The following is a 22448-nucleotide window of genomic DNA, read 5'->3' as shown; positions in this document are numbered from 1 at the left end:
TATTATGTCTATTACGAAAAAAACATCTTTATTCGCTATGCTCATCATGATGATGATCGTAGTCGCTGCTTGCGGAGACAAAGCAGATAACAATGCGAAATCAAACGATCCTGCCGCAACCAAAACAACTACAGGCGCAGATGCCGGCACAGCCAAAACCGACGATACCGACAAATCAGGAGCGTCCAGCGAAGATAACAAAGAATCTGACAACTCATCCAAAGTAGAACTGGGGACAACGCAAAAGGGTTCTTACACTAATGACTATTTTGGCGTATCCCTGAAATTCCCTGAAGCATGGGAGTATCAGGATGCCGAGGGCATGAACCAACTGACGAGTGCTTCCTCTGAAGCCATTGCCGGTGACGATGAAAAGAAGAAAAAACAGATGGAACTATCTCAAACCAAGACATTGAACCTGCTTATGGCATCCCAATATCCGCTCGATGGCGGCCAGATCGGCCCTTCTGCAATGGCCATTGCCGAGAAAGTTAGCTTGTTGCAAGGCATTCGTACAGGGGAAGACTACCTGAAAGCTACCAAGAAGTTCATGGAAGACAGCAACTTCCCTTATGAGTACCAAGACTTCACCAAAGAAACCATCGGTGGCAAAGAAATGGATCTGATGCAGATCACGACGAATGCAGCAGACGGAAGCAAAATCACTCAGGAATACTACAGCACAATTATTGAAGGTTATGCCTTCAACTTTATCTTCACATATCTCGACGAAGACAGCAAAGCCGAGATCGATAACATTAAGAAGTCGGTTCAATTCAAATAAAACCAAAACCCCGGTTGTGATCTGAACAGATCATGCCGGGGTTCTTTGTTCTTTTTACATAACTAAATAAACCGTTTAACTCGACAAAGCGACCCAATGTCCTTCTTTCACTTCGACCCAGCGCGAATGCTCCAGATTATATCGGTCTCCCGTACCACTGGTTTCCTTCTCCTGATCTACCAAAGCGATACGTGGCTTATTCCTCTCCACCGCCGGATCAGGAACCGGAATTGCCGATAGTAAGGCCTTCGTATACGGGTGCTGCGGATTGGCATATAGTTCTTCACTCTCGGCCAGCTCCACAATTTTCCCGTTATACATCACAGCGACACGATCACTGATATGTTTGACCATCGACAGATCATGCGCGATGAACAAATACGTTAGACCCAAGCGCTGTTGCAGCTCTTCAAGCAACTGCACAATCTGCGCCTGAATAGAGACATCGAGTGCCGACAACGGCTCATCACAAACGATAAATTCAGGCTCTACCGCCAGCGCCCTTGCAATGCCAATTCGCTGACGTTGTCCTCCTGAGAACTCATGGGGATATCGCTGTGCATGTGACGGTTCAAGCCCCACCATCTCCAGCAGTTCTTCCACTCGCTTCTGTCGCTGTGCAGCATTACCTGCAAGCTGATGAATATCCAGTGCCTCGCCAATGATGTCCATAATTCTCATTTTGGGATTTAGAGAAGCATACGGATCTTGGAAAATGATCTGCATATGTCGTCGCATCGTTTTCATCTCACCAGTCGAGAGTCGCTGCAACGGAATGCCTTTGAACAGCACATCACCCCCCGTTGGCTCATGCAGACGCAGAATCGCTCGTCCCGTGGTAGATTTCCCGCTACCTGACTCACCCACAACGCCGAGTGTCTCCCCCTGACGGATATGAAAACTGATATCATTCACCGCTTTTAACGTATTGCCCTTGCCGAGGTTAAAATACTGTTTGAGAGATTTGACTTCCAGTAATGGCTGATCGTCCTTCAGGTCTTTGGGTACCTGAGAGAGCAATTTCGGTTTCTTCTTCTCATCCAGTCGAGGTAACGCGTTCAACAGACGGACGGTATACGGATGTTTTGGACTCTCGAAAATTTCCTCTGTAGTACCCGTCTCCACGATCTCTCCCTCTTTCATTACAACCACCCGGTCACACATGCCGGCAACCACACCCAGGTCATGTGTAATAAGAATAATCGACGTACCCATCTGCTCCTGCATATCCTTCATCAAGTTCAATATCTGTGCCTGAATCGTTACATCCAAAGCCGTAGTCGGCTCATCGGCGATTAATAGTTCAGGACGGCAAGCAAGGGCGATACCAATCATCACCCGCTGACGCATGCCACCGGAAAATTCATGTGGATACTGATTATAACGGATAGCGCTTTGTTTGATACCTACTCGTTCCATCATGGCGATGGCTTGTTTTTTCGCTTCCCTTTTCGATAACTTCTGATGTTTGATCAAACTTTCCGAGATTTGTTGGCCAATCTTGATCGTTGGATTAAGCGAGCTCATGGGATCTTGGAAGATCATCCCGATATCCCGGCCGCGAATGTGTTCCATCTCTTTTTGTGATTTCCCGGCGAGATCCACACCTTTAAATAGAAGCTCACCCGATTTCATCTGTGAAGGGGGAGAAGCAAGCAATCTCATAATGGAGCGTGCGGTTACGCTCTTACCACTGCCTGATTCTCCAACAATGCCCAGCGTTTCCCCTTTCCGCAGTTCAAAGCTAACCTGCTTGACCGCCTGAAACTCACTATCACCCGTGTAAAAAGAGACGGACAAATCATTTACTCTCAGCAAAGGTTCCACGACGTGCACCATTCCTTTCATATCTGCTCTATCTCCTCATATGTAATCAATTCCATACCTTGACAATTAAACATACCCTACATAATATATACTATATTGATCGGAATAATGCAATTTATACTTCAGTGAAAGGAGGGTTACCGTTTGACAGCTGAAGCGGAAAGTCATCACACCTCCCGTCTGGTGAATCATCTACGTTTCATTTATGGTAAAATGCTGCTTCATCCCGTCTATCGCTATGTATTGATCGTTCTCGGATTACCGATCAACCTGATCGTTTATATGGTCTGGCGTTCCAAGCGTAAACAAGATGACTGGTCAGCTGTAAAACAACAGGCTGAACAGGAGATGCATACCTCATCCTACCGTGACACCAAACGATTGGAACTGGAAGAACAACTGAGGCGCAAGCATCGCTTCTTCAAGCAAGAGGTCAGCGAGGCAGCATTCAGACAAGAGGCTGAGAGCTGGCTTGAGGAAACTTTTCAGAAGGAACTGCTGGAACGAACGTCCCACAAGTTAGAACAAAAGGGAAAACATCGTCTCGGAATTCAGGATACATTCGGTATCTTACTAGCGAAACCTTGGTTTCTAGCCTTATCGATCATCCCGGGCTGTCTAATGTATCTGACTCTTCTGGTATATGGTAATGCTTATCTAAAGTACATATTTGAAAGACTACTCATGACCATCTTTGTCATTCTGGGTGTAGCAACGCTAGTATTTACGATTCTGTACTTGTCTCCGTTCAACCCGGCGGCCAACATTCTCGGCGTAACCGCAACACAAGAACAGATTGCAGCCTTTAATCATGTGTACGGCCTGGATCAGCCTTATCTGACACAGCTTTGGAACAATATCAAGGGTGTTGCCATGTTTGATCTTGGCAAGTCGTTTGCAGGAAACGAGATCGTGACGGATACAATCGCTCGAAAGTTTCCCATTACGCTAACCCTTGCCGTGATTTCCCTGCTGTTAGCTATTGTCATTGCTTTACCTATTGGCATTATCTCGGCGCTCAAGCCTAACTCCTGGTTTGACTACACATTTATGTTCATCGCTCTCATTGGACTGTCTATTCCGAACTTCTGGCAAGGTCTGATCTTCATTCTGAATTTCTCGATCAAAATGCAGTGGCTTCCCGCTACCTTTAATCCTCAGAACTGGCTGTCCATGATTATGCCGGTCATCGTGCTGGGGACAGGACTTACGGCTGCGGTTGCACGGATGACCCGTTCATCCACACTGGAGGTCATTCACGAGGATTATGTCATGACTGCCCGGGCCAAGGGGCTAAGTGAGCGACAAGTGATGCTGAAGCACGCGGTGCGTAACGCGCTGATTCCTATCATTACTGTCGTGGGTCTTCAATTCGGAGCTATGCTTGGCGGGGCCGCTGTAACAGAGAAGGTATTTAATATCAGCGGACTGGGAAGTTACATCGTGGATAAGCAATTCATACCCGATATTCCGAGTATTATGGGCGGAGTAATCTACACAGCTATCACGATTTCCATTGTGAATGTTGTGGTTGATCTGTTTTACGCATTTATCGATCCAAGGGTTCGCTCCAAAATGAAACAATATTAAAGCAGGTGTACTATGACAAAATCAAGCTCCCTTACACAGGAAATGCGTTTCCGGCTCAAGTCTTCGCAAGAATACAGTCAAGCCAGCTTCGCATGGATCACTTCGGTTCTGCTGACTCTGTTATTGTTGTTGAACAGTTATGACTGGAGCGGGCAGGCGTTCAAGCCATTTATAGCTGGAGTGGCCGGCATTTATCTGTTCTTCACCCTCATTCAGAGTCTGCTTCTTATTCGGATCAGACAGGATTTAATACAGCGCGGGGTTATACGTGTTCTGACACGCAGACTCGCATGGGTACAGTTGCTGGCTGCTTTGACAGGTAATATTTTCATTGTAACGGCTGCTTTCCACCTGATTCGAAAACGAAAAAGTATTGAATATACATTTGCTGTATACGCACTGTTAACCCAGTTATTTGTGTTCGGTGTATCGGCTCTGAATCTGTTCAAGCCTTATGTTGCGGATACCTTTTTGCCTTCGATGGCGGCGCTGTTATGTATTCTCGTCATTGATTTGATCGTATTGATCATTGTATCAAGGTATGATGCGACCTCTCCTCTGCCTCGCTGGATGATGGTTGTAGGTGCAGTGATGATCGTTAGCGTGATTACGGGCAACGTTTTCGCGTTGCTGCTGGGGATCTCGATCCTTCGCCGGCTCCGCAGACAAGGGAAACATGGAACGAATTTCTGGAATGACCTGTGGGAGCGTCTTGCTCCCAATATGACCGCGATGTCCGGACTCTTTTTCATCATCTTCCTGTTCTCGATCTCCATCTGCAGTTTCTTCACCTTCGACTACAGCATGGCGGTAGAAAATAACTATTCGGCCCTGCTTCAGTCACCTTCTCTGGCCTATCCGCTAGGAACGGATGATTTCGGTCGATGTCTATTTTCCCGAATCGTGTTTGGTGCACGGATTTCCTTGATCGTCGGTTTGATGTCAACCCTGATTCCGGTTGTGATTGGCGGTGTGCTGGGTGCCTTCTCGGGTTTCTACGGAAGACATACGGATAACATCATCATGCGACTGCTGGATATTCTGTACGCCATTCCGGGGATCTTGCTCGCCATCGCGATTATCGCAGCTTTCGGTGCTAACACGGTAAATCTGATCATCGCATTAAGCCTGGGCTCCATTCCAACGTATGCTCGAACAATGCGGGCCAGTGTACTCTATGTATCGACCTTTGAGTTTGTTGAAGCGGCGCGTGCCTTGGGATATACCAATCGTACAATTATTTTCAAACACATCATTCCCAACTCGCTCGCACCAATGATTATCAAATCCACGCTGACGATTGGTGGAGCTGTCATTGCAACCAGCAGTTTGAGTTATCTCGGGCTGGGTGTAGAACCACATATTCCGGAATGGGGCAACATTCTGAAGCTGGGAAGCACCTATCTGGAGACTCATTCGTATCTAGCGATTTATCCGGGACTGGCGATTATTTTGCTTGTTCTTTCGTTTAACTTTCTCGGTGACGGACTGCGGGATGCGCTTGATCCCAAGCTTGAGAAGGCGTGACGATGGATTTATTAAGTTGAACTAAAGGTTTACACGGAGCACTCCGATGACAGAATAACCTTCCAATCGCTGTTATCCCCAGATTTTTTGATTCCCTTTTTTAAAGGGAAAAATCCGGTGATAAAGGCGAGCACTCCGTTTTTCCAGGTTTTTTCTGTCCTCTCCGTTTTTGTGTAAATGAAATAGTTCAAAAAAAAATCGATACATCACATCTATTAACAAAATGGAGGTATTCTCATGAAAAAACGTACACTTGTCGCCTTGCTGCTGATTCTCGTGCTGGTGATCTCCGGGTGCAATGTGAAAACCAAAACCGAATCGCAGGAGCAGAACCAACCTTCCGATACAACAGAGACCGCACCAAAAGCGGTTGACATTGAATTGCTCGCCATGAGCTCTTCCGAGAATGATGTCAACATCATCCGTGATCAGCTGACCAAAAACGGCTTCAATGTAAAGCTGAATCTGCAACCGGATTACGGAAGTTTTAAGTCCCAGCAGGACGCAGGCAACTATGATATCGCGTTGTCCAGCTGGACAACGGTAACGGGCAATCCGGACTATGCGGTTCGCTCTCTTTTCAAAACAGGCGGGGATTACAGTATTCTGGCGGATCAAGAAATCGATAAACTAATCGATCAGGCCGCTACGCAGACACCTGATGAGTACAAAGAAACGTATAAAAAGTTGGAAGACCGTTTGGTTACAGATCAGGCGTACATCGCTCCGCTGTATATTTCTCTGAAAAGTCAGGCGGTGAACAAGGACATTCTGAATGTCGATACCGTTCGTCTGTCCAAATCCCGTGCCATGGCGTGGGAACCGATTGAGTTCAAGGACAGCTCCAAAAACAGTAAAGATCCGTTGATTCTGACACAAGCAGCATCTGTACTGACTTCCCTCGATCCAATCAAAGGAAACGACGGTTCCATCAACCAACTCAATACCAATATGTACGTGCGTTTGGTGAATCTGACGGATGACGATCAACTGACAGCGGATGGATCGCTCTCACGTAATTTCACGATTGCAGATGGCAATTCCGAATACTATTTCGTACTTCGTGACGATATCAATTTTGCTAAAATCGAAAACAAAAAGGCTGTCGATACCGGAGAACGTGTAGGCGCAGATGACGTTATCTTCTCCCTCGACCGTGCCAAAAATAAAGATTCCATTCCGGATCACCGCACGTACAGTCTGCATGAACATATCAAACAAGCGGAACTCGTTACAGACCTGAGCGCACTGGAGTCAGTGAAACAGTCCGGGGGTAGCGGAACCGTGCTGGAAGCTCTGAATCAAGGACTCGACAGCGATATCAAGGAACTGGTTAGCGACAAAAAACAGGCTAATAACGGTGCAGGCAAATACCAAGTGGTTAAAGTGACTACAACTGAACCGTTCCCGCAAGTGCTGAACTATCTGGCGCACCAATCGGCTGGTATCGTATCCAAGAAACAAGTCGAAAGCATCAATACGTATGATGTCGCGTCCTTCGATGTGAACAAGGATATTCCTTATGGCGATCAGAACACCGTGACCGAGGGTGCCAACTATAACAACACACTTTATACAAGCGGTCCTTATATCCTCTCTTATAAAAATGACTACGAAGGCGTGTTCCTGAAAAACCCGGGATACCGCAAAGGTTCCGACTTCGCAGGCAAGATTGATCAGGTAAACGTACGCTTCATTGCCGATGCTGACAGTGCTCTCTCTGCGCTTCGTAGCAGTGAAATCCACCTGTATTACGGTGTACCTGAGACGAAATACGACATTATCCAGAATGACAGCAAATTGCACTTGCAAAGCATTCCAAGTAATGCCGTATCCTATCTGCTGTTTAACACAGCCAATCGTGAAGTGGCCAAGAGCAGTGATCTGAGAAAGGCGGTACTCTATTCCATTAATCAGGATGAGATTCTGCAATTCTACAAAAACAACAAGCTGAAAGCTTACTCCACCGTAAGCCCACTTGTACAAACCGGGAATGAACTTAAGGCTGATCCAGCCAAAGTGAAAGAATTCCTGAGCAAGTATAACGCGTCAAAATAAACCACCTGAACACAAAAGGCTGTCACCAGGATCATGCAGATCCATCGGTGACAGCCTTTTTCCTATCCATCATTCCGGCACTTGGCAATCTGCCAAAATGTCTGGATAATGCCTCATGCTATCCGCTTCTGTAATGCTGCGGATCACTCTACACGGCACACCAGCTGCAAGCGAATGCGGTGGAATGTCACGTGTAACCACGCTCCCTGCCCCAATGACACATCCGTCTCCAATCGTGACGCCTCCGCATACTGTCACATTCGCGGACAACCACACATCATTACCGATGGTAACCGGTTTGGCATAACAGAGTGATTTCAGCTCACCATGTTGATTCAGCATCTGCCTCCGTTCACTCGCAATCAAAGGGTGAACAGGCGTAACGATAGTAACATTGGGACCAAAGCTGGTGTAATCTCCAATCGTAACTTGTGCATCATCCTGTATGGTCAGATTGTAATTCGCAAAAAAGTGATGGCCGATCCGGGTATGCACCCCATAGTGAAAGAAAATCGGGCCCTGCATAAATCCGCCTTCCCCTATTTCCCCCAGCAACTGTTGTAAGATTTGCTGTCTTTCCTCCGTTTGTTCTTCAAAGGTTTGGCTATAACGCTGACTGAGATGATGAGCTTTCCTTTTGATGTCCTTCAGTTCCGGATCAGCCGGACTGAATAACATGCCCTTCATAATTCTCTCTTCTTCACGCATCGCGATTCCCCCTCATCTATAGATTATTCCTGCAAATCCATGATCGCCTGAATCGTTCGCAATACACCATTTTCATCATTGGATTTCGTAATGAATTGCGCGGCACGTTTGGTATTCTCGCATGCATTGCTCACAGCAAAGCTGTATTTGGCAATAGCCATCAGTTCCACATCATTTTCGCCATCACCGAAGGACATCGTTTCACGTGAAGTTACGCCCAGCATCTCCTGCAATGTTTTGACCGTTTCACCTTTGTGTGTGTGCAGTGCCGTAATATCAAGCCACCTTGGCTCAGAATCAACAATATAGATTTGTCCTTCCATGGTCTGTTCTACATGTTTTCGCAGTGCTGTACAACGTCCCTGGGTATCGAATACCGTAATTTTAATAAAAGAAGTGCTGATACCTGCAAAAGAGTCCGTTTTGATGACCTGCTCATACGAGCCTTTCACAACGTCATACATCTCATCCGATATGGAAGAATGCACATAAGCGGCATCACTTGCACAAACGATGATGGTCATTTGGGGATCAAATGATTGAATTTCCTGAATAGCTTGCAATGCTAGTGCAGGCTCCATGCTAAACTCCCGAACCACCTGCCCATCCTTCTTGATTCTGGCCGCACTGTCTCCAAGTATCCAAACTCCCTTGCCGTGCTCACCAAATAATTTTTCAACACGCTCGCACTGCTTTCCGGTACATGCTACAAAAGTAATGCCTTTACGTTTCATCCCCTCATGAACTTCGTTGAATAACTCCATATCAAATGATCCTTTACTGTTTAGAAAAGTTCCGTCCAAATCGGTTACAACCAGTTTAATCATGATGTGTCCCTCCAGTTGATTGATAGGTGATGTTTATAAACAATATTTATAAAGTGTGCAGAAAGTTCTCTTTGCCGTAATAGAATCGTATCCCGTGTAACTGGTTCCATGTCAACAAGAAATTTCCGAAGAAAGTCGTGTACTCATGTCAGCAAAAAAATCCACAGAACTCGTCCTGCGGATCATAACACTTCAGATAATATGGAGGATTTCAAAGCTTGAAGAACCACACCTCTCAACCCTGCATCAAAGTCATCCTGAAACGAGTTCTGGTATACAATCTCAGGCAGTGTCGGCATCATATGCTCCTTTACATATTGTCTCCACGCCGCGTCGAGCACCTCTGTCTCCACTCGCTCCTGATAGATGACAATCTGATGAGGGGCAACAACCGCATTAACCGTTTGTAGAATCCGGCACACATGACCCGTATAGTCTTCGTTGCTCATTTCCTGTTTCCAGTCGGGTGAGTACGGAAGATACTTGATCTCACCGAACATCCCGTTTTTGCCACGGATGATTTGTCCGTTCAGCACCATGCCCATACCAGGCGGGTAACGATTTGGAAAATAAATGCCCGCTACATCCTGCCCCTTAGTATGCATATGTTGTGTGTAGTAGCCGCTAACCGCTGCATTGACATCATTCTCGACAATAACAGGTAACTGGAATTCACGCTCAATCTCCCGAATCAGATGGGAATGAATAAGCTCGTCATGGCTACTTACCGTGATATCCCCGTCGACAGCCTGACCCGGGATACCTATTCCGATCATATGGATGGAAGGATGTGCCGCAATAAAACGTGCTATAAGTTGCAACACATGCTGTTTATCAAAAACAGGTAGCATGTTCTCTTCCTTCAGCACAATCTCATTCTCGAGATTGATTACCGTGGCCGAGATTAACCCCTGACCTTTCATTTCTTTCATGGATAAAACCAGCGCACGTCTATAATTGTAATTGTATCGGTATGCTTGGGCAGGGCGACCACCGTTCGAGGGAACGATTTGATCTTGAATCAGCTCTCCGCCATCACATAACTCCTGAATTAGAGCGTTAATGGTAACTACACTAAGATTCGTTAATGAAGCAAGCTGCGGTTTCGTTGCGGTTTCCTGTTGCTGCATGACTTCACGCACATTATTCATATTGATGTGTTTCATCATTGTAGCGTTTGCCTTTTTCATAACCCTCTCGTTTCCACTCTGGTTCAAAAGACCAAAGCAATCGTATTCATGTTATCGTACTCCATATCATAACATTATACATTGCTTTGCACATAATGCTCATTCAAACAGGTCATCTATAGATCGTACAGGTTGTACGTCCATCGACTGTTTGGACAAAGCCATGTTCGCGTAAACACCTGCCCAGATGACAACAGCCATAATTAAATAAGCCATCTTTCTCTCCTCCTTAATTCTTGTGTAATTGTTGTGGTCTCACGACTAATCGATTGACAATTTCTGCACAAACCAGCATAAGAACAAGTAGTACAAGCACAACAATCGGAAAAGAAGCCGTTCCTGCTTTCGATGCCAGCAATCCAAAAAGCGGCGGAAGCAATGTGGTGCCTGTATAAGCAACTGCCATCTGATAACCCATCAGTCTCGCTGCACTTCCTTTACCGAAACGGGTGGGGGTTTCATGCAAAAGTCCAGGATAGATTGGAGCCAATCCGAGGCCGATCAGTACCAAACCGCCAGCAGCAAACCCGGAAGGCAAGGGCAACAATAGGACAATTCCACCGATAATGGTGGTCCATTGACCGTAGCGGATGAGCAGCAGGTTAGATACCTTTAAGGTAATAAAGCCTGTAATGAGCCTTCCGAATGTGATCCCCGCATAATAGAGCGAAACCCATCCTGCAGCCACTTCTGCCGAAACATTTCTTGTACCGACAAGATAACTAGCCCCCCAGAGTCCAACAGTCATTTCAACCCCACAATAGAACAGAAAAGCCAAAAGTGTAGGTTTAACCCCTTTTATATTCAGGAGCTTTGTCGTTAAGGTCTCGTCCGCTTCATCCACCGCTTTGCTGTCCAGCAGATTCGGAGTCTGGCGGGTCGCCGCCACTCGTTTCCACAATGGCAAAGTAAGTAGGAGCACAATGACCAGACTAAATTGAATAACGGCAACGGCTGCGTACCCACCTCTCCAGGAGTGCTGACCTGCAATAGAAGCAGCCATGATGAACGGTCCCGTTGTTGCACCTACACCCCAGAAGCAATGCAGCCAGTTCATATGGTGAGCCCCGTAATGTTCTGCCACATAATGATTCAACGCCGCATCTACCGCACCCGCACCCAGTCCCAGCGGAATAGCCAGCATAATAAACCAGACCAGGGAGGGAGCCATGGAAAATCCAAGCAGAGAAACGGCAGTGAGCAAACAACTAAGTAATGTAATGTTGCCTGTACCCAGCTTGCGGATCATCCAACCGCTTGCGAGACTGGAGACGATCGTTCCAGCTGCAACAATCATGGATACAAGACCTGCTGCTCCAACCGAGGAGCCAATCTCTGGCCATATGACCGGCCACGCCGAACCGAGTAAAGAATCCGGGAGCCCCAAACTGATAAATGCCAAATAGATGATCAATAAAAACCAGGTTGCCAACTGCATTGCTCCTCTCAAGATGCGAATACTTTTCAGAACTTAATAAATATACTTTATAAAGTGTATATTGTAAGTATGCAGACATCACATCTCCTTGTCAATATGAAAAATAAACCTCATTATTTAGACTAAGCACCGCCTTGTCATCTGATTATATGCTGTATCTTCGTTGTATGTCAGGCAGTAAAGTAACCATCTGAATACCCAGTCCCCAGGCAAAATAGAACAAATGAATGAGGGAAACGGTTTGAATAATGTACACTTGCACGATGATCCAGATGAGCAGAGCATAACTCGTATACAAGGAAAACGTCCACGCCCAGTAGCGTTTAGGGTAAAGATTTAACTTTTCCACTAATGTCCAATGAATTCGTCTCAGGAGAGCCATGCAAATAACGATAGGGAATAAACCAAGGACCAGTAACAAGATCATTCCAGGAATTAAAAAATCGGAAAAAGGAGAGCGTTCCAGTAGAGAAACAGGCATATTCAACATTTTCCCCGACGGATCTAAGATCAGCATGAACCCCCCAATCACTGCTTCAAGCCCCAGCAAGCCATGCATCGCTGCAAGAAGATATGATTTATCTGAGTTGTTTGAGTTTCCTGAATTTCCTGAGTTTTCTGATCGATCTGTCATTGCGAACCGCTCCCTTCGTATTCTCTATTTGCACAGGCCATTGAAATAAATGGACTTACTGTGCCATCTTCTCACAAATAGACGAATAAACCTGTGCTTATTTTCACGGGTAGGGTTAATGCAATTCATTATATGGTAAAACTTGATAAAAGAACGTATGTTCGGTATAATGTTTTTATACACTGAATGAGCGAGGCATAATACGATGGACGACAAATTTATCAAGGAATTACGTAAGATCAGCCGCGACGACAGACGCCGCTCCGAGTTCATGATTCAGGGCATGAAGGAAACATTACAGGAACGCAAAGAGGAAGGTTTGGTCAAGCGATGGATGCGCCGGCGAAAGACGAAGAAAAACATCTCTCAGCGATTTAGCTCTGATACCTCTTCAAGTCATAAATAGATAGAATTCAAACTTAAAAAAGGAGGCTTGTTAAGCCTCCCTTGATTCACTACATATATTTCAATTGTTATAGCAACTTGCACTTACGTTTTGGTCTGTAGAACTTTAAGGCAGAATAGCAAACGAGCGCACCGGGAATCCTGATGCTTTCTCCGCTTTCGGAACGATATTGAAGATGACGGCTCCTTTAGCGGGAACCTGATCCAGATTTGTTAACAATTCTACCTGATATGTGTCCTGTGCGAGCACATAATACTCCGCTAACAAGGCACCATTCTTCTGATAATCTACCGCGGCATCTGTATCAAACGTTTCGTGACCGATCGCTTGAATATTGCGTTCTTCGAACAGGAACGTCAGGGCCGCAACAGACCATCCGGGTGCATGGCTGTTCCCATCGGTATCCTTGTTGTCAAAGTCTTCATGATTCGGCCAGCGTTTACTCCAATCGGTTCGCAGAGCTACGAAACTGCCTGCTTCAATCTTGCCATGCTCCCGCTCGAATTCGAGGATATGCTCCACTTCCAAGGTGAAATCGGGATTGTTCTTCACTTCAACAGACTGATCGATTACAACGAGCGGTAACACTAGTTCTTTAAGTCCTAGTTCATCCAAGTAACGTGTATCACGAACAAAATGAATCGGTGCATCCAGATGGGTGCCGTACTGGCCCGGGAACTTGAAGCTTTGAGCGAAGAAACCTTGATCGTGGTTAAATAGGGTATCAAACTCCGCAGCATCAAAGGCAGAAAAATGCGGCGATGCCGGACCGAAGGTATGGGTCAGATCCACCCATTTCTTTTCTTTCAACAGCTGGATGGCTTGAATAAGTTCGTTGGTCATCCGTTTCACCTCATATACAGAATGGAATAAATTTCCCCCTATTATATATCAACGTTGCACATTGGTGAAGAAGCTGAGTTAATTTGTTAGTAGGTACATGCCTTGCCTATCCTAGGAAGCGAATTCTTTACATATTACCAAGGAACCCAACACTGGAATAATCTTTTGATAGTTTTTAATAGACATTGTTTCACCTCCAAAAATTAACATAGAGTTCAGCACTTATTCCGATAAAGAGATAGCGGCGGTGTCAATAAATGCCACATACATATTGCACGTTAGCATCCATTTTTCAGGTTGTTTCTCTGAAGACCTCGGAATAGCCGGTTCATTTCTGCTGTAAAAGTGACCTTCCATACTCTTCCCTCCAATACAAAAAGGCCGCTCACATGAGCGACCTTCTTATTTACGTTATTATATCGATTTAAAATAACTTGCTATAACTTCGTATTTAATTCACATTTTAAAGATGGTTTACCCACTATTATCGCAAACAACATCCACTTCACTGTTAGGAGGAGTTCTTGCATTTTTTGAGCATACGAAGCCAAGAACTTGTTAACACATATCAAACCCCTTTTTTATTTGGTAAATGTTATTTATTTTGGAAATTGGTTGTAAAAAATGATTCTCATTTCTCTTTATAGAGTAGGAATGATCTCTTTAAAAAGAACGGGGGGATTATATTGAAAACGGATAATGACTTGAATCGTCGTTTTATCACGTATATGGCCAATCTTATATACTACAACTCTATTAATTATGACAAAAAGAGACGAATGAAAGACAGCCGATTCCAGCTAACTTTAGATACCGATGAGAAGATAGATTCTGCCTTACTTGCAGTTTTTGACTCAGAATCTGTGCCACCAAATTTAAAAGATCACATTGCGGATCACTCGCTTTATCAAGCTTATGAATCCCTCTCAGCACAACAACAACAGATTTTATCTTTTGCTTACGTACTAGGACTAAATGACAAGGAAATAGCCAGAATATTGGGAGTATCCCAGCAAAATGTCTCGAAACACCGCTTAAAAGCTCTAACTAAATTGCGCAACTTAATAACGGAAGGGATGAATTATGATGGAGGGTGACATTGCTGCTATTATTGCTAATTTAGGCTTCCCGATTACAATTACTCTGTTTCTACTTATTCGATTTGAAAAAAAAATATCTGATCTAAGCGATGCTATTAATGGCTTAAAGAATGAAATACAAAAAAATGTAAAGAGGTGATTTTATGTTGGCCGAACTTTTAGTACAAGCACAGCAGCACCATGATCAGGAGGCGACATTACATATTCTAGAATCTTTCACACCAAAGATTAAAGCCTCCTTACGACAAGTACCTAGCGATCATCGAGAGGATCTAAAACAGGAACTCTATGTCAAAATGATTGAGGTCATACAAACTTTTAATATTAGATAAAATTTGGAGAGTGGTTGTAAAAAAAGAAACTCATTTCTCTTTATATAGATGTGAAGGCCAATACGGCATTGCAGAAAACTTGGGAATGGTGTTCTGGCTATGATTCCTCCCTATTGTTCTTCTACCAAACTAATTCAAGGAGTGATTATTATGGCTAATCAATCTTTAGGTAGTGGCGGAGCTGACCTTATCAAATCGCATGAGGGTTTTTCCTTGAAATTCTATGGAGATCCATATGGGTATCCAACAGTTGGATGGGGACATTTGATAACAAAGACTAAAACATATACTAAAAATACAACGGGTAATCCAAATGATTCTCTTCTAACCCAAGCACAAGCGAATGCTCTATCAACTTCTTTGGGGCTAAATTACACTTCTCCAATTTCTCAGTCTCAGGCAAATACATTTTTCACCAATGATACCGCAAGTGCTGTAGCAGCAGTAAATAATTTGACACTTCCTACAGGCATGTATTTTTCACAATCCCAATTTGATGCGCTCGTTTCGCTTGTTTTTAATGGAGGCGCTGGGGTGTTAAACACCAATGATGTAAAAAAACTGCTTGAATATAACCAAGTATATCCATCATTTTATGGCCCGCTTTCAAACGATGAGATTGATCAATGTTCAAAATTGGTCAGCAAAGCATTTTCATATGATCGAAATTTACAAAGACGAAGAAATGAGGAAGCAACTTTATTTTGTAAAGGTCAGTGGTATACTCACAAATATCCTGTATATACACTATAGTTTAACCGTTTTACGATATAAACAAGAATGTCAGCCTTTAAAGCTGACATTCTTTATTTCTCCGAAATTTTTTTAAGCTCAAAAATAGTTGCCTCTGATAACAAGATAAGCCTCTCATTATTAACAACAAAAAAACTTAAACTTACAGGTATACTCATTTTTGTAGAGGGGTTACTTACATCTATTGCTTTTACTACATCATTTTCATTTAAGTCTGGAATATCTATTTTATATGATCTATAAAAGGAATCTTTATTATTGCATGTCGCTGTAATCTCATATACTGGGTTTCTTAGTTCAGTTTGATACTGACTGTAGTTTTTAATTCCTTTTGATGAAAATAAGTCTTTTTTGACAAGGATTTCATCCCCAATAAATTTTTGACCTGTTGGATATTCAGAGGCTTCATTATATGAATTTGCAAATCCTAAAAGCTTCTCAACTTTCCAAGTTCCATAGAAATAAATTTCAGTTTCACTATCCAAACTTGTACGCTCTACAGAACAGTAATCACTATTTTGCTGCGTTGTTACTTGTTTACTGGGAAACTCGCCCGAACCTTGCGTATCGGTTGCAGGCTTAACTGGTCCACCACATCCTGAGAGCAAGATGAAACTCAACACCATCAATACACCGAGTACTTTTTTCAATCCTAAAATCTCCTTTCGTCTACCTAGCAGAAATTATATCAGAGCAAATGAACCTAAAAATGACATAAAATTAACATTATTTACGATTAAAGTTAATTTTATGTTTTATGACAGCAATGATTAAAATGCTCAAACAGTACGGATCGTTCATGATGCAGTAGCAATGAAACTTCGCCATTCACACTGTTTCTCAAATTTAGTTTCTTTATCTCGGCATAAGTAAACCTATTTCCCCTTCATCATTTCGTCCTCTTCCATAATCAATTGTTACAAAATCCAATGTACGATTGAATTTCAAACTATTAGCTGGTTCCTCTTCACTGAAAAATATTTGCTCCCCATGTTGCATTGATTCTGTGTAGAAAATATGGTTTGAAAAATACATATAACCAAACAAAAAAGACAAAAAGCCGCTCTCCTGTTTGGAGAACGGCGATTGAACTATAGGCTGAAGAACGTTAATTCCTCTGATATTTAAACCAACGTCCATCTTCGGCTCACTCGAACATCTCACCCATTCCAGACTAATCCGCAGTAATGACCAGTTTGCCCCGTGTATGGTGAGATTCACTTTTTTCGTGAGCATCACGTAAACCCTGCTCAGTGAGCGGATAGGTTTCATCAATAATCGACTTCAGTTTCCCGGAAGCCGCAAGTTCGGCCAACTGTTCCAGTTGATCTCCCTTCGGCTCCATCATGAACACGTTACCCGTCACGCCAGCTTCCTTCGCCAGTTGTTCATCCGGCTGTTGTACAAGAGATACGAGACGTCCTCCAGATTTTAACACCTTGAAGCTGTCTCGCTGGATGTCACCGCCCATCGTATCCAGGACAACATCGTAGTCTGAGAGGATCTGTGAGAAATCCTGTTCTTTATAATTAATGAAATGATCCACACCCAACGAGCGGAGCAGTTCTTCGTTTGCTGCACTCGCCGTGGAAGCCACTTCAGCGCCCAACGATTTGGCAATTTGAATGGCATATGTGCCTACTCCACCAGCACCGGCATGTATGAGCACCTTTTGTCCTTTGCCCAAACGACCATGATCAACAAGTGCCTGCCAAGCTGTCATCGCGGCAAGTGGAATCGCTGCTGCTTCCTCAAAGCTGAGTTGCTCAGGAATGCGGGCCACGATATCTGCATCTACAGCAACATATTCCGCATAGGTTCCGAATTGACGTGGGCGGGCGAATACCCGATCACCTTCTCTGAACCGCGTGACATTCGAACCTACTTCAGCCACAGTCCCTGCCACGTCACCGCCCAAAATCATCGGCAGCTGATCCGCTGCTTCTTTCATATAACCTTGTCTGATTTTGAAATCCACCGGATTGACCGACGTGGCATGCGTTCGGATAAGCACCTGATTGACTCCACAGGATGGCTTGGCTACTTCTTGTTCCTTCAATTGTTCCGCTCCACCAAATTCCTCAATAACAATTGCTTTCATTAAAAATCCCAGCCTTTCCGTTAGATTATCATTATGCTATCTCTCCCTTCATTACCCCTTCCCATTGGTCACTTGACCTATTCATTCAAAATTCATAACAATCCGGGATTCCTATACAGTTCAACAATCGTGATATAATGTCGATTATCGATTATGTTAAACCTTAGTCCATTACTTAATCTAAAAGTTGAAGAAGCGAGGTAACCATATGGAGGTTGAAGTGAATACATTACATGCGTTTTCGGACAAAGCTCTTGGTGGAAACCCCGCAGGGGTTGTTTTACAAGCAGCGCATTTGTCTGAATCCCAGATGCAGGAGGTTGCCAGACAAGTCGGATTTTCCGAGACTGCGTTTGTTATGCCATCGGATCAGGCTGATTTCAAAGTGCGTTTCTTCACTCCAAGTGACGAAGTTGATCTCTGCGGGCATGCCACGATTGCTTTATTTTATCTAATGAAGACACAGCATCTCGTTGATGTTGGTACATATACACTGGAGACACTAGCCGGAATTCTTAAAGTCGTTATTGAAGTCAATGGAGAAGTCTATCTGTCTCAGACGTTGCCGGAGTTTGGGGAGATTGTCGATCGACAGCAGATTGCCGATTCGTTACGTATTTCTACGGAAGAATTGCATTCTGAACTGCCTGTACAGATTGTGTCTACCGGACTACCAGATATCATGATAGCCGTTAAAGATATTGATGTTCTAACCAAAATTGATCCTGACTTCCAGCGTATCACAGAAATAAGCAGGGCTCATCATGCCATCGGTTATCACGTGTTTACACTCGAATCAAATGTTATGGACGTTCTGACAGTATGTCGTAATTTTGCACCACTGTATGATATACCGGAAGAGAGCGCAACGGGCACATCCAATGGCGCCATGGTCTGTTATTTGTATCTTTACAACCAGCTTACAGCTCCTCTTCATCACACGTACACAATTAGACAGGGGTACACTATGAACTGTCCCTCCGAGATCCGAGCCAGATTAACTTTGGACAGCTTCAATAAAATTACTCAGATCCAGGTTGGCGGTAGCGCAATTCATATCAAAAACATTATCATTCACCTCCCTTAAAGGGAGGTGTTATCCGTAATAAGGATAGTGAACTATGTATTTCATGCAATATCATATCCTTCATTTATTGAATCTGTTGTAGAAATCGTAGAACCGCTTCTTCCAATTGCCTCAGACCCGGTTGCTCTACCGGAAAATGACCTGCTCCCTCCAAAATGACACACTCCTTCTCCACGGTCAGACGATCAAAAAAGGGTTGACTGAAGTGTAAGGGAGTCATCGGGTCTATCTCAGGATGAACCAGCAAAACCGGGCACTGACTGAATTGATCCGGGCTCACTTCTGGTGTTTTATTCAGGAAAGTTCTTAATAATTCCAAAGGAACAGACGTAGCCGCCGCCTGTGGATCATTCATAATGAGACGGGTCAGGTCCTTGTTGTTCGTAATCAGATCCATTCGAGAAACCCGTTTAACCGAGATTCGTGCAGCATCTAATACACCAGGGAAAAGATCCATCATACGTTTACCTACACGACTGACGAACTGATTCGGAGCAATCTGATCCCGCATATGTGGATCACTCGTATCTACAAATGTTGTTGCGATTAATCCCTTCACATGTTTGTTCCTTACACTGGCATGATAAGCCAACATGCCTCCAATGCTGCTGCCCAACACAACGAAAGGCTTTCCGTCTTTCTTGTATTCCATCTCCATAAGGGCATCTAGCAGTGTAATCCATAACTCATAGTTCATCCGCGTGCCGTGCATTGCGTAGCTTAGACCGTACGGCGGCAGATCAGGTGATATCACCTCGTATCCATGTTGCTGTAGCATTCGTGCATAGGGGGCGAGTAACCTGCCATTCCCCCCGGCACCATGAATGAACAGTATTTTGATAGGTGATTCTGGCACGGGTAAACGGTCAATATGAAGATGGATTCCATGGCTTTCCCACCACTCCTCCTCCGGGTAGTTGTTTTCATCCAATCTTACTTCTTCAGGAAAAAATGACTGATACTGCTTCCAATATAAATGTGTTGTTCTATAAGAAGGCAAGCTTTTTCGCATATGTACACTCCTTTTTCTACATCAAAAAAGCCGTACGATGTACGACTTAAAGACTCATCCATGATCATACTTATTTTGATGCCACATTTCATTTAATCCGGGAACTGCACGTTACCCGGTACGATATATGCGCCGCCTGATCCATCGTTTGGCAGAGCGGGAATGGAATCATACACCACTTTACCACGAATATCGGTGATCCGAATACTTAATTCTTCCTTACCTAATCCCGTGCCAAGGAAATGGTTATAATCCTGTTTTTCGAGATTAAGCCATGAACCGTCCTTCTGCTTCACTTCAAACTTCAGCACAGGATATTTATGATGACGAACTTGAATGGCTGCCCACCACTGACTGCTACCTTCCTTGATGCGATAAGATACGTTCCCTTCAATCGGCGCTTTGACTACCTTCCAGCTGATATTGATCTTCCCTGCTTTGGGATCTCCAATCTGATTGAACGCATTCGGTGAGAGATCCAGAGCACCACTGGCTCCTTCCGGATATAAATCGGTTACATATACCACGGTTTTCCCTTTAGGCCCCTGTACTTCCAGATAGGCTCCAGCTAAAGCAGCTTTGACACCATTATAATTAAGCTGGTATGGATTGAGCGCGGTAATCTTCATGTCTGCTGGAATCGGATCCAGCAATACAGCACCGCCCGAGTATCCCGAGCCCGTGTATGTTGCATACCCTTGATATGTATCATTCCAAGCAGCAGATGCAGGTAAAGCAAACAAAACAAGACCGAGCAGTATACCTGTGGCAGACCTTCTGAAACGCTGGAATCTACTTTTCTTGCTCATTGTGTTATTCCCTCCCTATCATTTTGACTGTGATTCTAAAATATAACTCTTCATTGTCACAGACAACGAATAACATTATTTTACATAATTTTTAAAATATTTAAATATATTTTCGAAAAATCACATCTAAAGTCCTGCTTTATATCGCATAAAAAAGCGCCGCACTTGGGAGAACATTCATTCTCCAGCAACGTGCGACGCGCTTCTCTAACCCTTATCCAGTTTCCTTGCGTTTCTCCCGATTTCGGAATCGTTCATACCTCGCATAGAGGCGAGGAGATTCTTTCGTCAGAATAGGCCCAAGGACAGCCAGAATCAACACGTATAACACAGCGAAGGATTGAATGGATGCCATCAGACCTCCAGCCTTGCCGATGTTCGCCATGATGATCGAGAACTCGCCCCGAGATACCAGGGTAAAGCCCACATTTAACGAGGCCTTGTTCGATACTCCAGCCATTTTTCCTGCAATCATACCTGCACCGAAGTTACTCAGAATCGTCAGAACGACGGCAATCAGTGTCATCCCTACAGCTCCACCGAGGGAGGATGGCTCAATGGTCAGGCCAAAGCTGAAGAAAAACAGGGCACCAAAAAAGTCTTTGAACGGCATAATCTGCTGCTCAATTCGGCTAACATGTCTGGATTCCCCAAGCACAAGGCCGATCATCAACGCACCGATAGCCTCAGCCACATGTAAGGTTTCCGAGAATCCTGCTACGAGGAAGAGCAATGTCATAATCGTAAGCAGGAATAACTCCGAGGACTTAATGTTCAATGCTTTATCGATATATTTAATACTCTTCCTGCCAATAATCAGGAATAGTACAATAAACAGCAAAGCCGATAGAGATACCAGCAGGACACTTCCGAATGAAGTAGCTCCGCTAAGCACAAGTCCAGTCAGAATGGAAATATGAATGGCAATAAACAAGTCATCAAACATAATCATGCCCATAATAATTTCTGTCTCTGGATTCGCGGTACGTTTCAAATCCACGAGCACTTTGGCAACGATAGCCGTCGATGAACTCGTCATGATCCCGCATACGACCATCGTTTCCTGTAATGGCAGATTCATGAACCAGCCCAGTAGCAAACCTGAGACAAAATTGAGAGCCACATAGAATATGCCACCGGTGAGGATGGCTTTCCCTGATTTTAATAACCGTGAGACCGAAAATTCCAATCCCAGATAAAACAATAAAAATAAAATACCCAGCCTGCCCATAAATTCAATAAAAGACGAGCTTTCGATAAATCGTAAATCCACAATGCCAAACTGTGGTGCATGCGGTCCAACGGCCATACCGACCAGAATGTAAAATGGAATAACCGAAAATCGTAGTCGTGCAGATATTAATCCCGTAAGTGTAATCAGCGCAATGGCAACCCCCACTTCAAATATGAGCATATCCATAC

The 22448-nt window shown here is 44.2% G+C and carries 23 protein-coding genes; 10 read left to right on the top strand and 13 right to left on the bottom strand.

What is annotated here, in order from left to right:
* Positions 1-4 precede the first annotated feature (4 nt).
* On the top strand, positions 5-784 hold the full coding sequence (locus J2T16_RS10290) for a hypothetical protein (protein ID WP_499018291.1): 780 nt from the start codon (positions 5-7) through the stop codon (positions 782-784).
* 75 nt (positions 785-859) lie between these two features.
* Here J2T16_RS10290 and J2T16_RS10285 read toward each other — a convergent pair whose 3' ends face one another.
* Entirely contained in the window at positions 860-2611 is a 1752-nt protein-coding gene (locus J2T16_RS10285; RefSeq protein WP_499018468.1) for an ABC transporter ATP-binding protein, read from the bottom strand.
* A 213-nt stretch (positions 2612-2824) separates the two neighbouring features.
* On the opposite strand from J2T16_RS10285, the gene J2T16_RS10280 reads away from it, so the two are divergent.
* The 3 genes from J2T16_RS10280 to J2T16_RS10270 all read left to right on the top strand — a co-directional run bounded on the left by J2T16_RS10280 (position 2825) and on the right by J2T16_RS10270 (position 7786).
* Complete coding sequence (locus J2T16_RS10280) at positions 2825-4201, top strand: ABC transporter permease (RefSeq protein WP_154888581.1); 1377 nt, start codon at positions 2825-2827, stop codon at positions 4199-4201.
* Between the two features lie 12 nt (positions 4202-4213).
* On the top strand, positions 4214-5728 hold the full coding sequence (locus tag J2T16_RS10275) for an ABC transporter permease (protein ID WP_154887787.1): 1515 nt from the start codon (positions 4214-4216) through the stop codon (positions 5726-5728).
* A gap of 237 nt (positions 5729-5965) precedes the next feature.
* Positions 5966-7786, top strand: a complete 1821-nt coding sequence (locus J2T16_RS10270; protein WP_499018290.1) for an ABC transporter substrate-binding protein — start codon at positions 5966-5968, stop codon at positions 7784-7786.
* 69 nt (positions 7787-7855) lie between these two features.
* On the opposite strand, the gene J2T16_RS10265 is transcribed toward J2T16_RS10270, so the two are convergent.
* From J2T16_RS10265 to J2T16_RS10245, 5 genes are all read right to left on the bottom strand, one after another.
* Positions 7856-8494, bottom strand: coding sequence for a sugar O-acetyltransferase (locus tag J2T16_RS10265; RefSeq protein WP_336120747.1), 639 nt, complete (start codon positions 8492-8494; stop codon positions 7856-7858).
* 23 nt (positions 8495-8517) lie between these two features.
* Complete coding sequence (locus J2T16_RS10260) at positions 8518-9321, bottom strand: HAD-IIB family hydrolase (RefSeq protein WP_499018289.1); 804 nt, start codon at positions 9319-9321, stop codon at positions 8518-8520.
* Between the two features lie 182 nt (positions 9322-9503).
* The gene (locus J2T16_RS10255; protein ID WP_499018288.1) at positions 9504-10487 is read right to left on the bottom strand and encodes an ROK family protein; all 984 of its coding nucleotides are present in this window, start codon (positions 10485-10487) and stop codon (positions 9504-9506) included.
* A 253-nt stretch (positions 10488-10740) separates the two neighbouring features.
* Positions 10741-11943 carry an MFS transporter gene (locus tag J2T16_RS10250; RefSeq protein WP_253492068.1) on the bottom strand — a complete coding sequence of 401 codons (1203 nt, stop codon included), beginning with the start codon at positions 11941-11943 and terminating at the stop codon, positions 10741-10743.
* 151 nt (positions 11944-12094) lie between these two features.
* Entirely contained in the window at positions 12095-12583 is a 489-nt protein-coding gene (locus J2T16_RS10245) for a hypothetical protein (RefSeq protein WP_499018287.1), read from the bottom strand.
* Positions 12584-12788: 205 nt separating this feature from the next.
* Between J2T16_RS10245 and J2T16_RS10240 the strand changes: the two genes are divergently transcribed.
* Positions 12789-12989, top strand: a complete 201-nt coding sequence (locus J2T16_RS10240) for a hypothetical protein (protein ID WP_221790288.1) — start codon at positions 12789-12791, stop codon at positions 12987-12989.
* 105 nt (positions 12990-13094) lie between these two features.
* Here the strand turns inward: J2T16_RS10240 and J2T16_RS10235 are convergent, their stop codons facing one another.
* A complete protein-coding gene (locus J2T16_RS10235; RefSeq protein WP_221790289.1) occupies positions 13095-13832 on the bottom strand; it encodes a cyclase family protein in 738 nt (245 codons plus the stop codon).
* 686 nt (positions 13833-14518) lie between these two features.
* Between J2T16_RS10235 and J2T16_RS10230 the strand changes: the two genes are divergently transcribed.
* The 4 genes from J2T16_RS10230 (at position 14519) to J2T16_RS10215 (ending at position 16017) form a co-directional block, all read left to right on the top strand.
* On the top strand, positions 14519-14929 hold the full coding sequence (locus J2T16_RS10230; RefSeq protein ID WP_221790290.1) for a sigma-70 family RNA polymerase sigma factor: 411 nt from the start codon (positions 14519-14521) through the stop codon (positions 14927-14929).
* Positions 14919-15071: a YvrJ family protein gene (locus J2T16_RS10225; protein ID WP_260511074.1), complete on the top strand. Its 153-nt coding sequence runs from the start codon at positions 14919-14921 to the stop codon at positions 15069-15071. Before J2T16_RS10230 ends, J2T16_RS10225 begins: the two co-directional genes overlap by 11 nt.
* A 4-nt stretch (positions 15072-15075) precedes the next feature.
* On the top strand, positions 15076-15264 hold the full coding sequence (locus J2T16_RS10220; RefSeq protein ID WP_074097102.1) for a helix-turn-helix domain-containing protein: 189 nt from the start codon (positions 15076-15078) through the stop codon (positions 15262-15264).
* A gap of 150 nt (positions 15265-15414) precedes the next feature.
* Entirely contained in the window at positions 15415-16017 is a 603-nt protein-coding gene (locus J2T16_RS10215; protein ID WP_221790292.1) for a lysozyme, read from the top strand.
* A gap of 53 nt (positions 16018-16070) precedes the next feature.
* Here the strand turns inward: J2T16_RS10215 and J2T16_RS10210 are convergent, their stop codons facing one another.
* The 3 genes from J2T16_RS10210 to J2T16_RS10200 all read right to left on the bottom strand — a co-directional run bounded on the left by J2T16_RS10210 (position 16071) and on the right by J2T16_RS10200 (position 18118).
* Complete coding sequence (locus tag J2T16_RS10210; RefSeq protein ID WP_221790293.1) at positions 16071-16667, bottom strand: hypothetical protein; 597 nt, start codon at positions 16665-16667, stop codon at positions 16071-16073.
* Positions 16668-16872: 205 nt separating this feature from the next.
* A complete protein-coding gene (locus J2T16_RS10205) occupies positions 16873-17157 on the bottom strand; it encodes a hypothetical protein (RefSeq protein ID WP_221790426.1) in 285 nt (94 codons plus the stop codon).
* A 34-nt stretch (positions 17158-17191) separates the two neighbouring features.
* On the bottom strand, positions 17192-18118 hold the full coding sequence (locus J2T16_RS10200) for an NADP-dependent oxidoreductase (RefSeq protein ID WP_221790295.1): 927 nt from the start codon (positions 18116-18118) through the stop codon (positions 17192-17194).
* A 220-nt stretch (positions 18119-18338) separates the two neighbouring features.
* Between J2T16_RS10200 and J2T16_RS10195 the strand changes: the two genes are divergently transcribed.
* A complete protein-coding gene (locus J2T16_RS10195) occupies positions 18339-19205 on the top strand; it encodes a PhzF family phenazine biosynthesis protein (protein ID WP_499018286.1) in 867 nt (288 codons plus the stop codon).
* A gap of 64 nt (positions 19206-19269) precedes the next feature.
* Here J2T16_RS10195 and J2T16_RS10190 read toward each other — a convergent pair whose 3' ends face one another.
* The 3 genes from J2T16_RS10190 to J2T16_RS10180 all read right to left on the bottom strand — a co-directional run bounded on the left by J2T16_RS10190 (position 19270) and on the right by J2T16_RS10180 (position 22446).
* Complete coding sequence (locus J2T16_RS10190) at positions 19270-20217, bottom strand: alpha/beta hydrolase (protein ID WP_499018285.1); 948 nt, start codon at positions 20215-20217, stop codon at positions 19270-19272.
* Positions 20218-20309: 92 nt separating this feature from the next.
* Positions 20310-21026 (bottom strand): expansin ExlX, encoded by a 717-nt coding sequence (gene exlX / locus J2T16_RS10185; protein WP_221790300.1) that lies wholly within the window; start codon positions 21024-21026, stop codon positions 20310-20312.
* A 214-nt stretch (positions 21027-21240) separates the two neighbouring features.
* Complete coding sequence (locus tag J2T16_RS10180; protein ID WP_154887760.1) at positions 21241-22446, bottom strand: cation:proton antiporter; 1206 nt, start codon at positions 22444-22446, stop codon at positions 21241-21243.
* Positions 22447-22448: the final 2 nt, after the last annotated feature.

This window comes from Paenibacillus intestini, from assembly GCF_030803945.1.
GTDB lineage: Bacteria > Bacillota > Bacilli > Paenibacillales > Paenibacillaceae > Paenibacillus > Paenibacillus polysaccharolyticus.
Note: the sequence above shows the minus strand (reverse complement) of the source record. Positions and strands in the feature narration are given on the sequence as shown.

Bases quoted from the DNA above. Each gene is read 5' to 3' on its own strand.
- exlX (WP_221790300.1), bottom strand. From the start codon at position 21,026: ATGAGCAAGAAAAGTAGATTCCAGCGTTTCAGAAGGTCTGCCACAGGT.
- J2T16_RS10235 (WP_221790289.1), bottom strand. From the start codon at position 13,832: ATGACCAACGAACTTATTCAAGCCATCCAGCTGTTGAAAGAAAAGAAA.
- J2T16_RS10265 (WP_336120747.1), bottom strand. From the start codon at position 8,494: ATGCGTGAAGAAGAGAGAATTATGAAGGGCATGTTATTCAGTCCGGCT.
- J2T16_RS10260 (WP_499018289.1), bottom strand. From the start codon at position 9,321: ATGATTAAACTGGTTGTAACCGATTTGGACGGAACTTTTCTAAACAGT.
- J2T16_RS10200 (WP_221790295.1), bottom strand. From the start codon at position 18,118: ATGAAAGCAATTGTTATTGAGGAATTTGGTGGAGCGGAACAATTGAAG.
- J2T16_RS10275 (WP_154887787.1), top strand. From the start codon at position 4,214: ATGACAAAATCAAGCTCCCTTACACAGGAAATGCGTTTCCGGCTCAAG.
- J2T16_RS10215 (WP_221790292.1), top strand. From the start codon at position 15,415: ATGGCTAATCAATCTTTAGGTAGTGGCGGAGCTGACCTTATCAAATCG.
- J2T16_RS10290 (WP_499018291.1), top strand. From the start codon at position 5: ATGTCTATTACGAAAAAAACATCTTTATTCGCTATGCTCATCATGATG.
- J2T16_RS10220 (WP_074097102.1), top strand. From the start codon at position 15,076: ATGTTGGCCGAACTTTTAGTACAAGCACAGCAGCACCATGATCAGGAG.
- J2T16_RS10245 (WP_499018287.1), bottom strand. From the start codon at position 12,583: ATGACAGATCGATCAGAAAACTCAGGAAATTCAGGAAACTCAAACAAC.
- J2T16_RS10280 (WP_154888581.1), top strand. From the start codon at position 2,825: ATGCTGCTTCATCCCGTCTATCGCTATGTATTGATCGTTCTCGGATTA.
- J2T16_RS10225 (WP_260511074.1), top strand. From the start codon at position 14,919: ATGGAGGGTGACATTGCTGCTATTATTGCTAATTTAGGCTTCCCGATT.
- J2T16_RS10240 (WP_221790288.1), top strand. From the start codon at position 12,789: ATGGACGACAAATTTATCAAGGAATTACGTAAGATCAGCCGCGACGAC.
- J2T16_RS10270 (WP_499018290.1), top strand. From the start codon at position 5,966: ATGAAAAAACGTACACTTGTCGCCTTGCTGCTGATTCTCGTGCTGGTG.
- J2T16_RS10190 (WP_499018285.1), bottom strand. From the start codon at position 20,217: ATGCGAAAAAGCTTGCCTTCTTATAGAACAACACATTTATATTGGAAG.
- J2T16_RS10180 (WP_154887760.1), bottom strand. From the start codon at position 22,446: ATGGATATGCTCATATTTGAAGTGGGGGTTGCCATTGCGCTGATTACA.
- J2T16_RS10255 (WP_499018288.1), bottom strand. From the start codon at position 10,487: ATGAAACACATCAATATGAATAATGTGCGTGAAGTCATGCAGCAACAG.
- J2T16_RS10205 (WP_221790426.1), bottom strand. From the start codon at position 17,157: ATGGACGTTGGTTTAAATATCAGAGGAATTAACGTTCTTCAGCCTATA.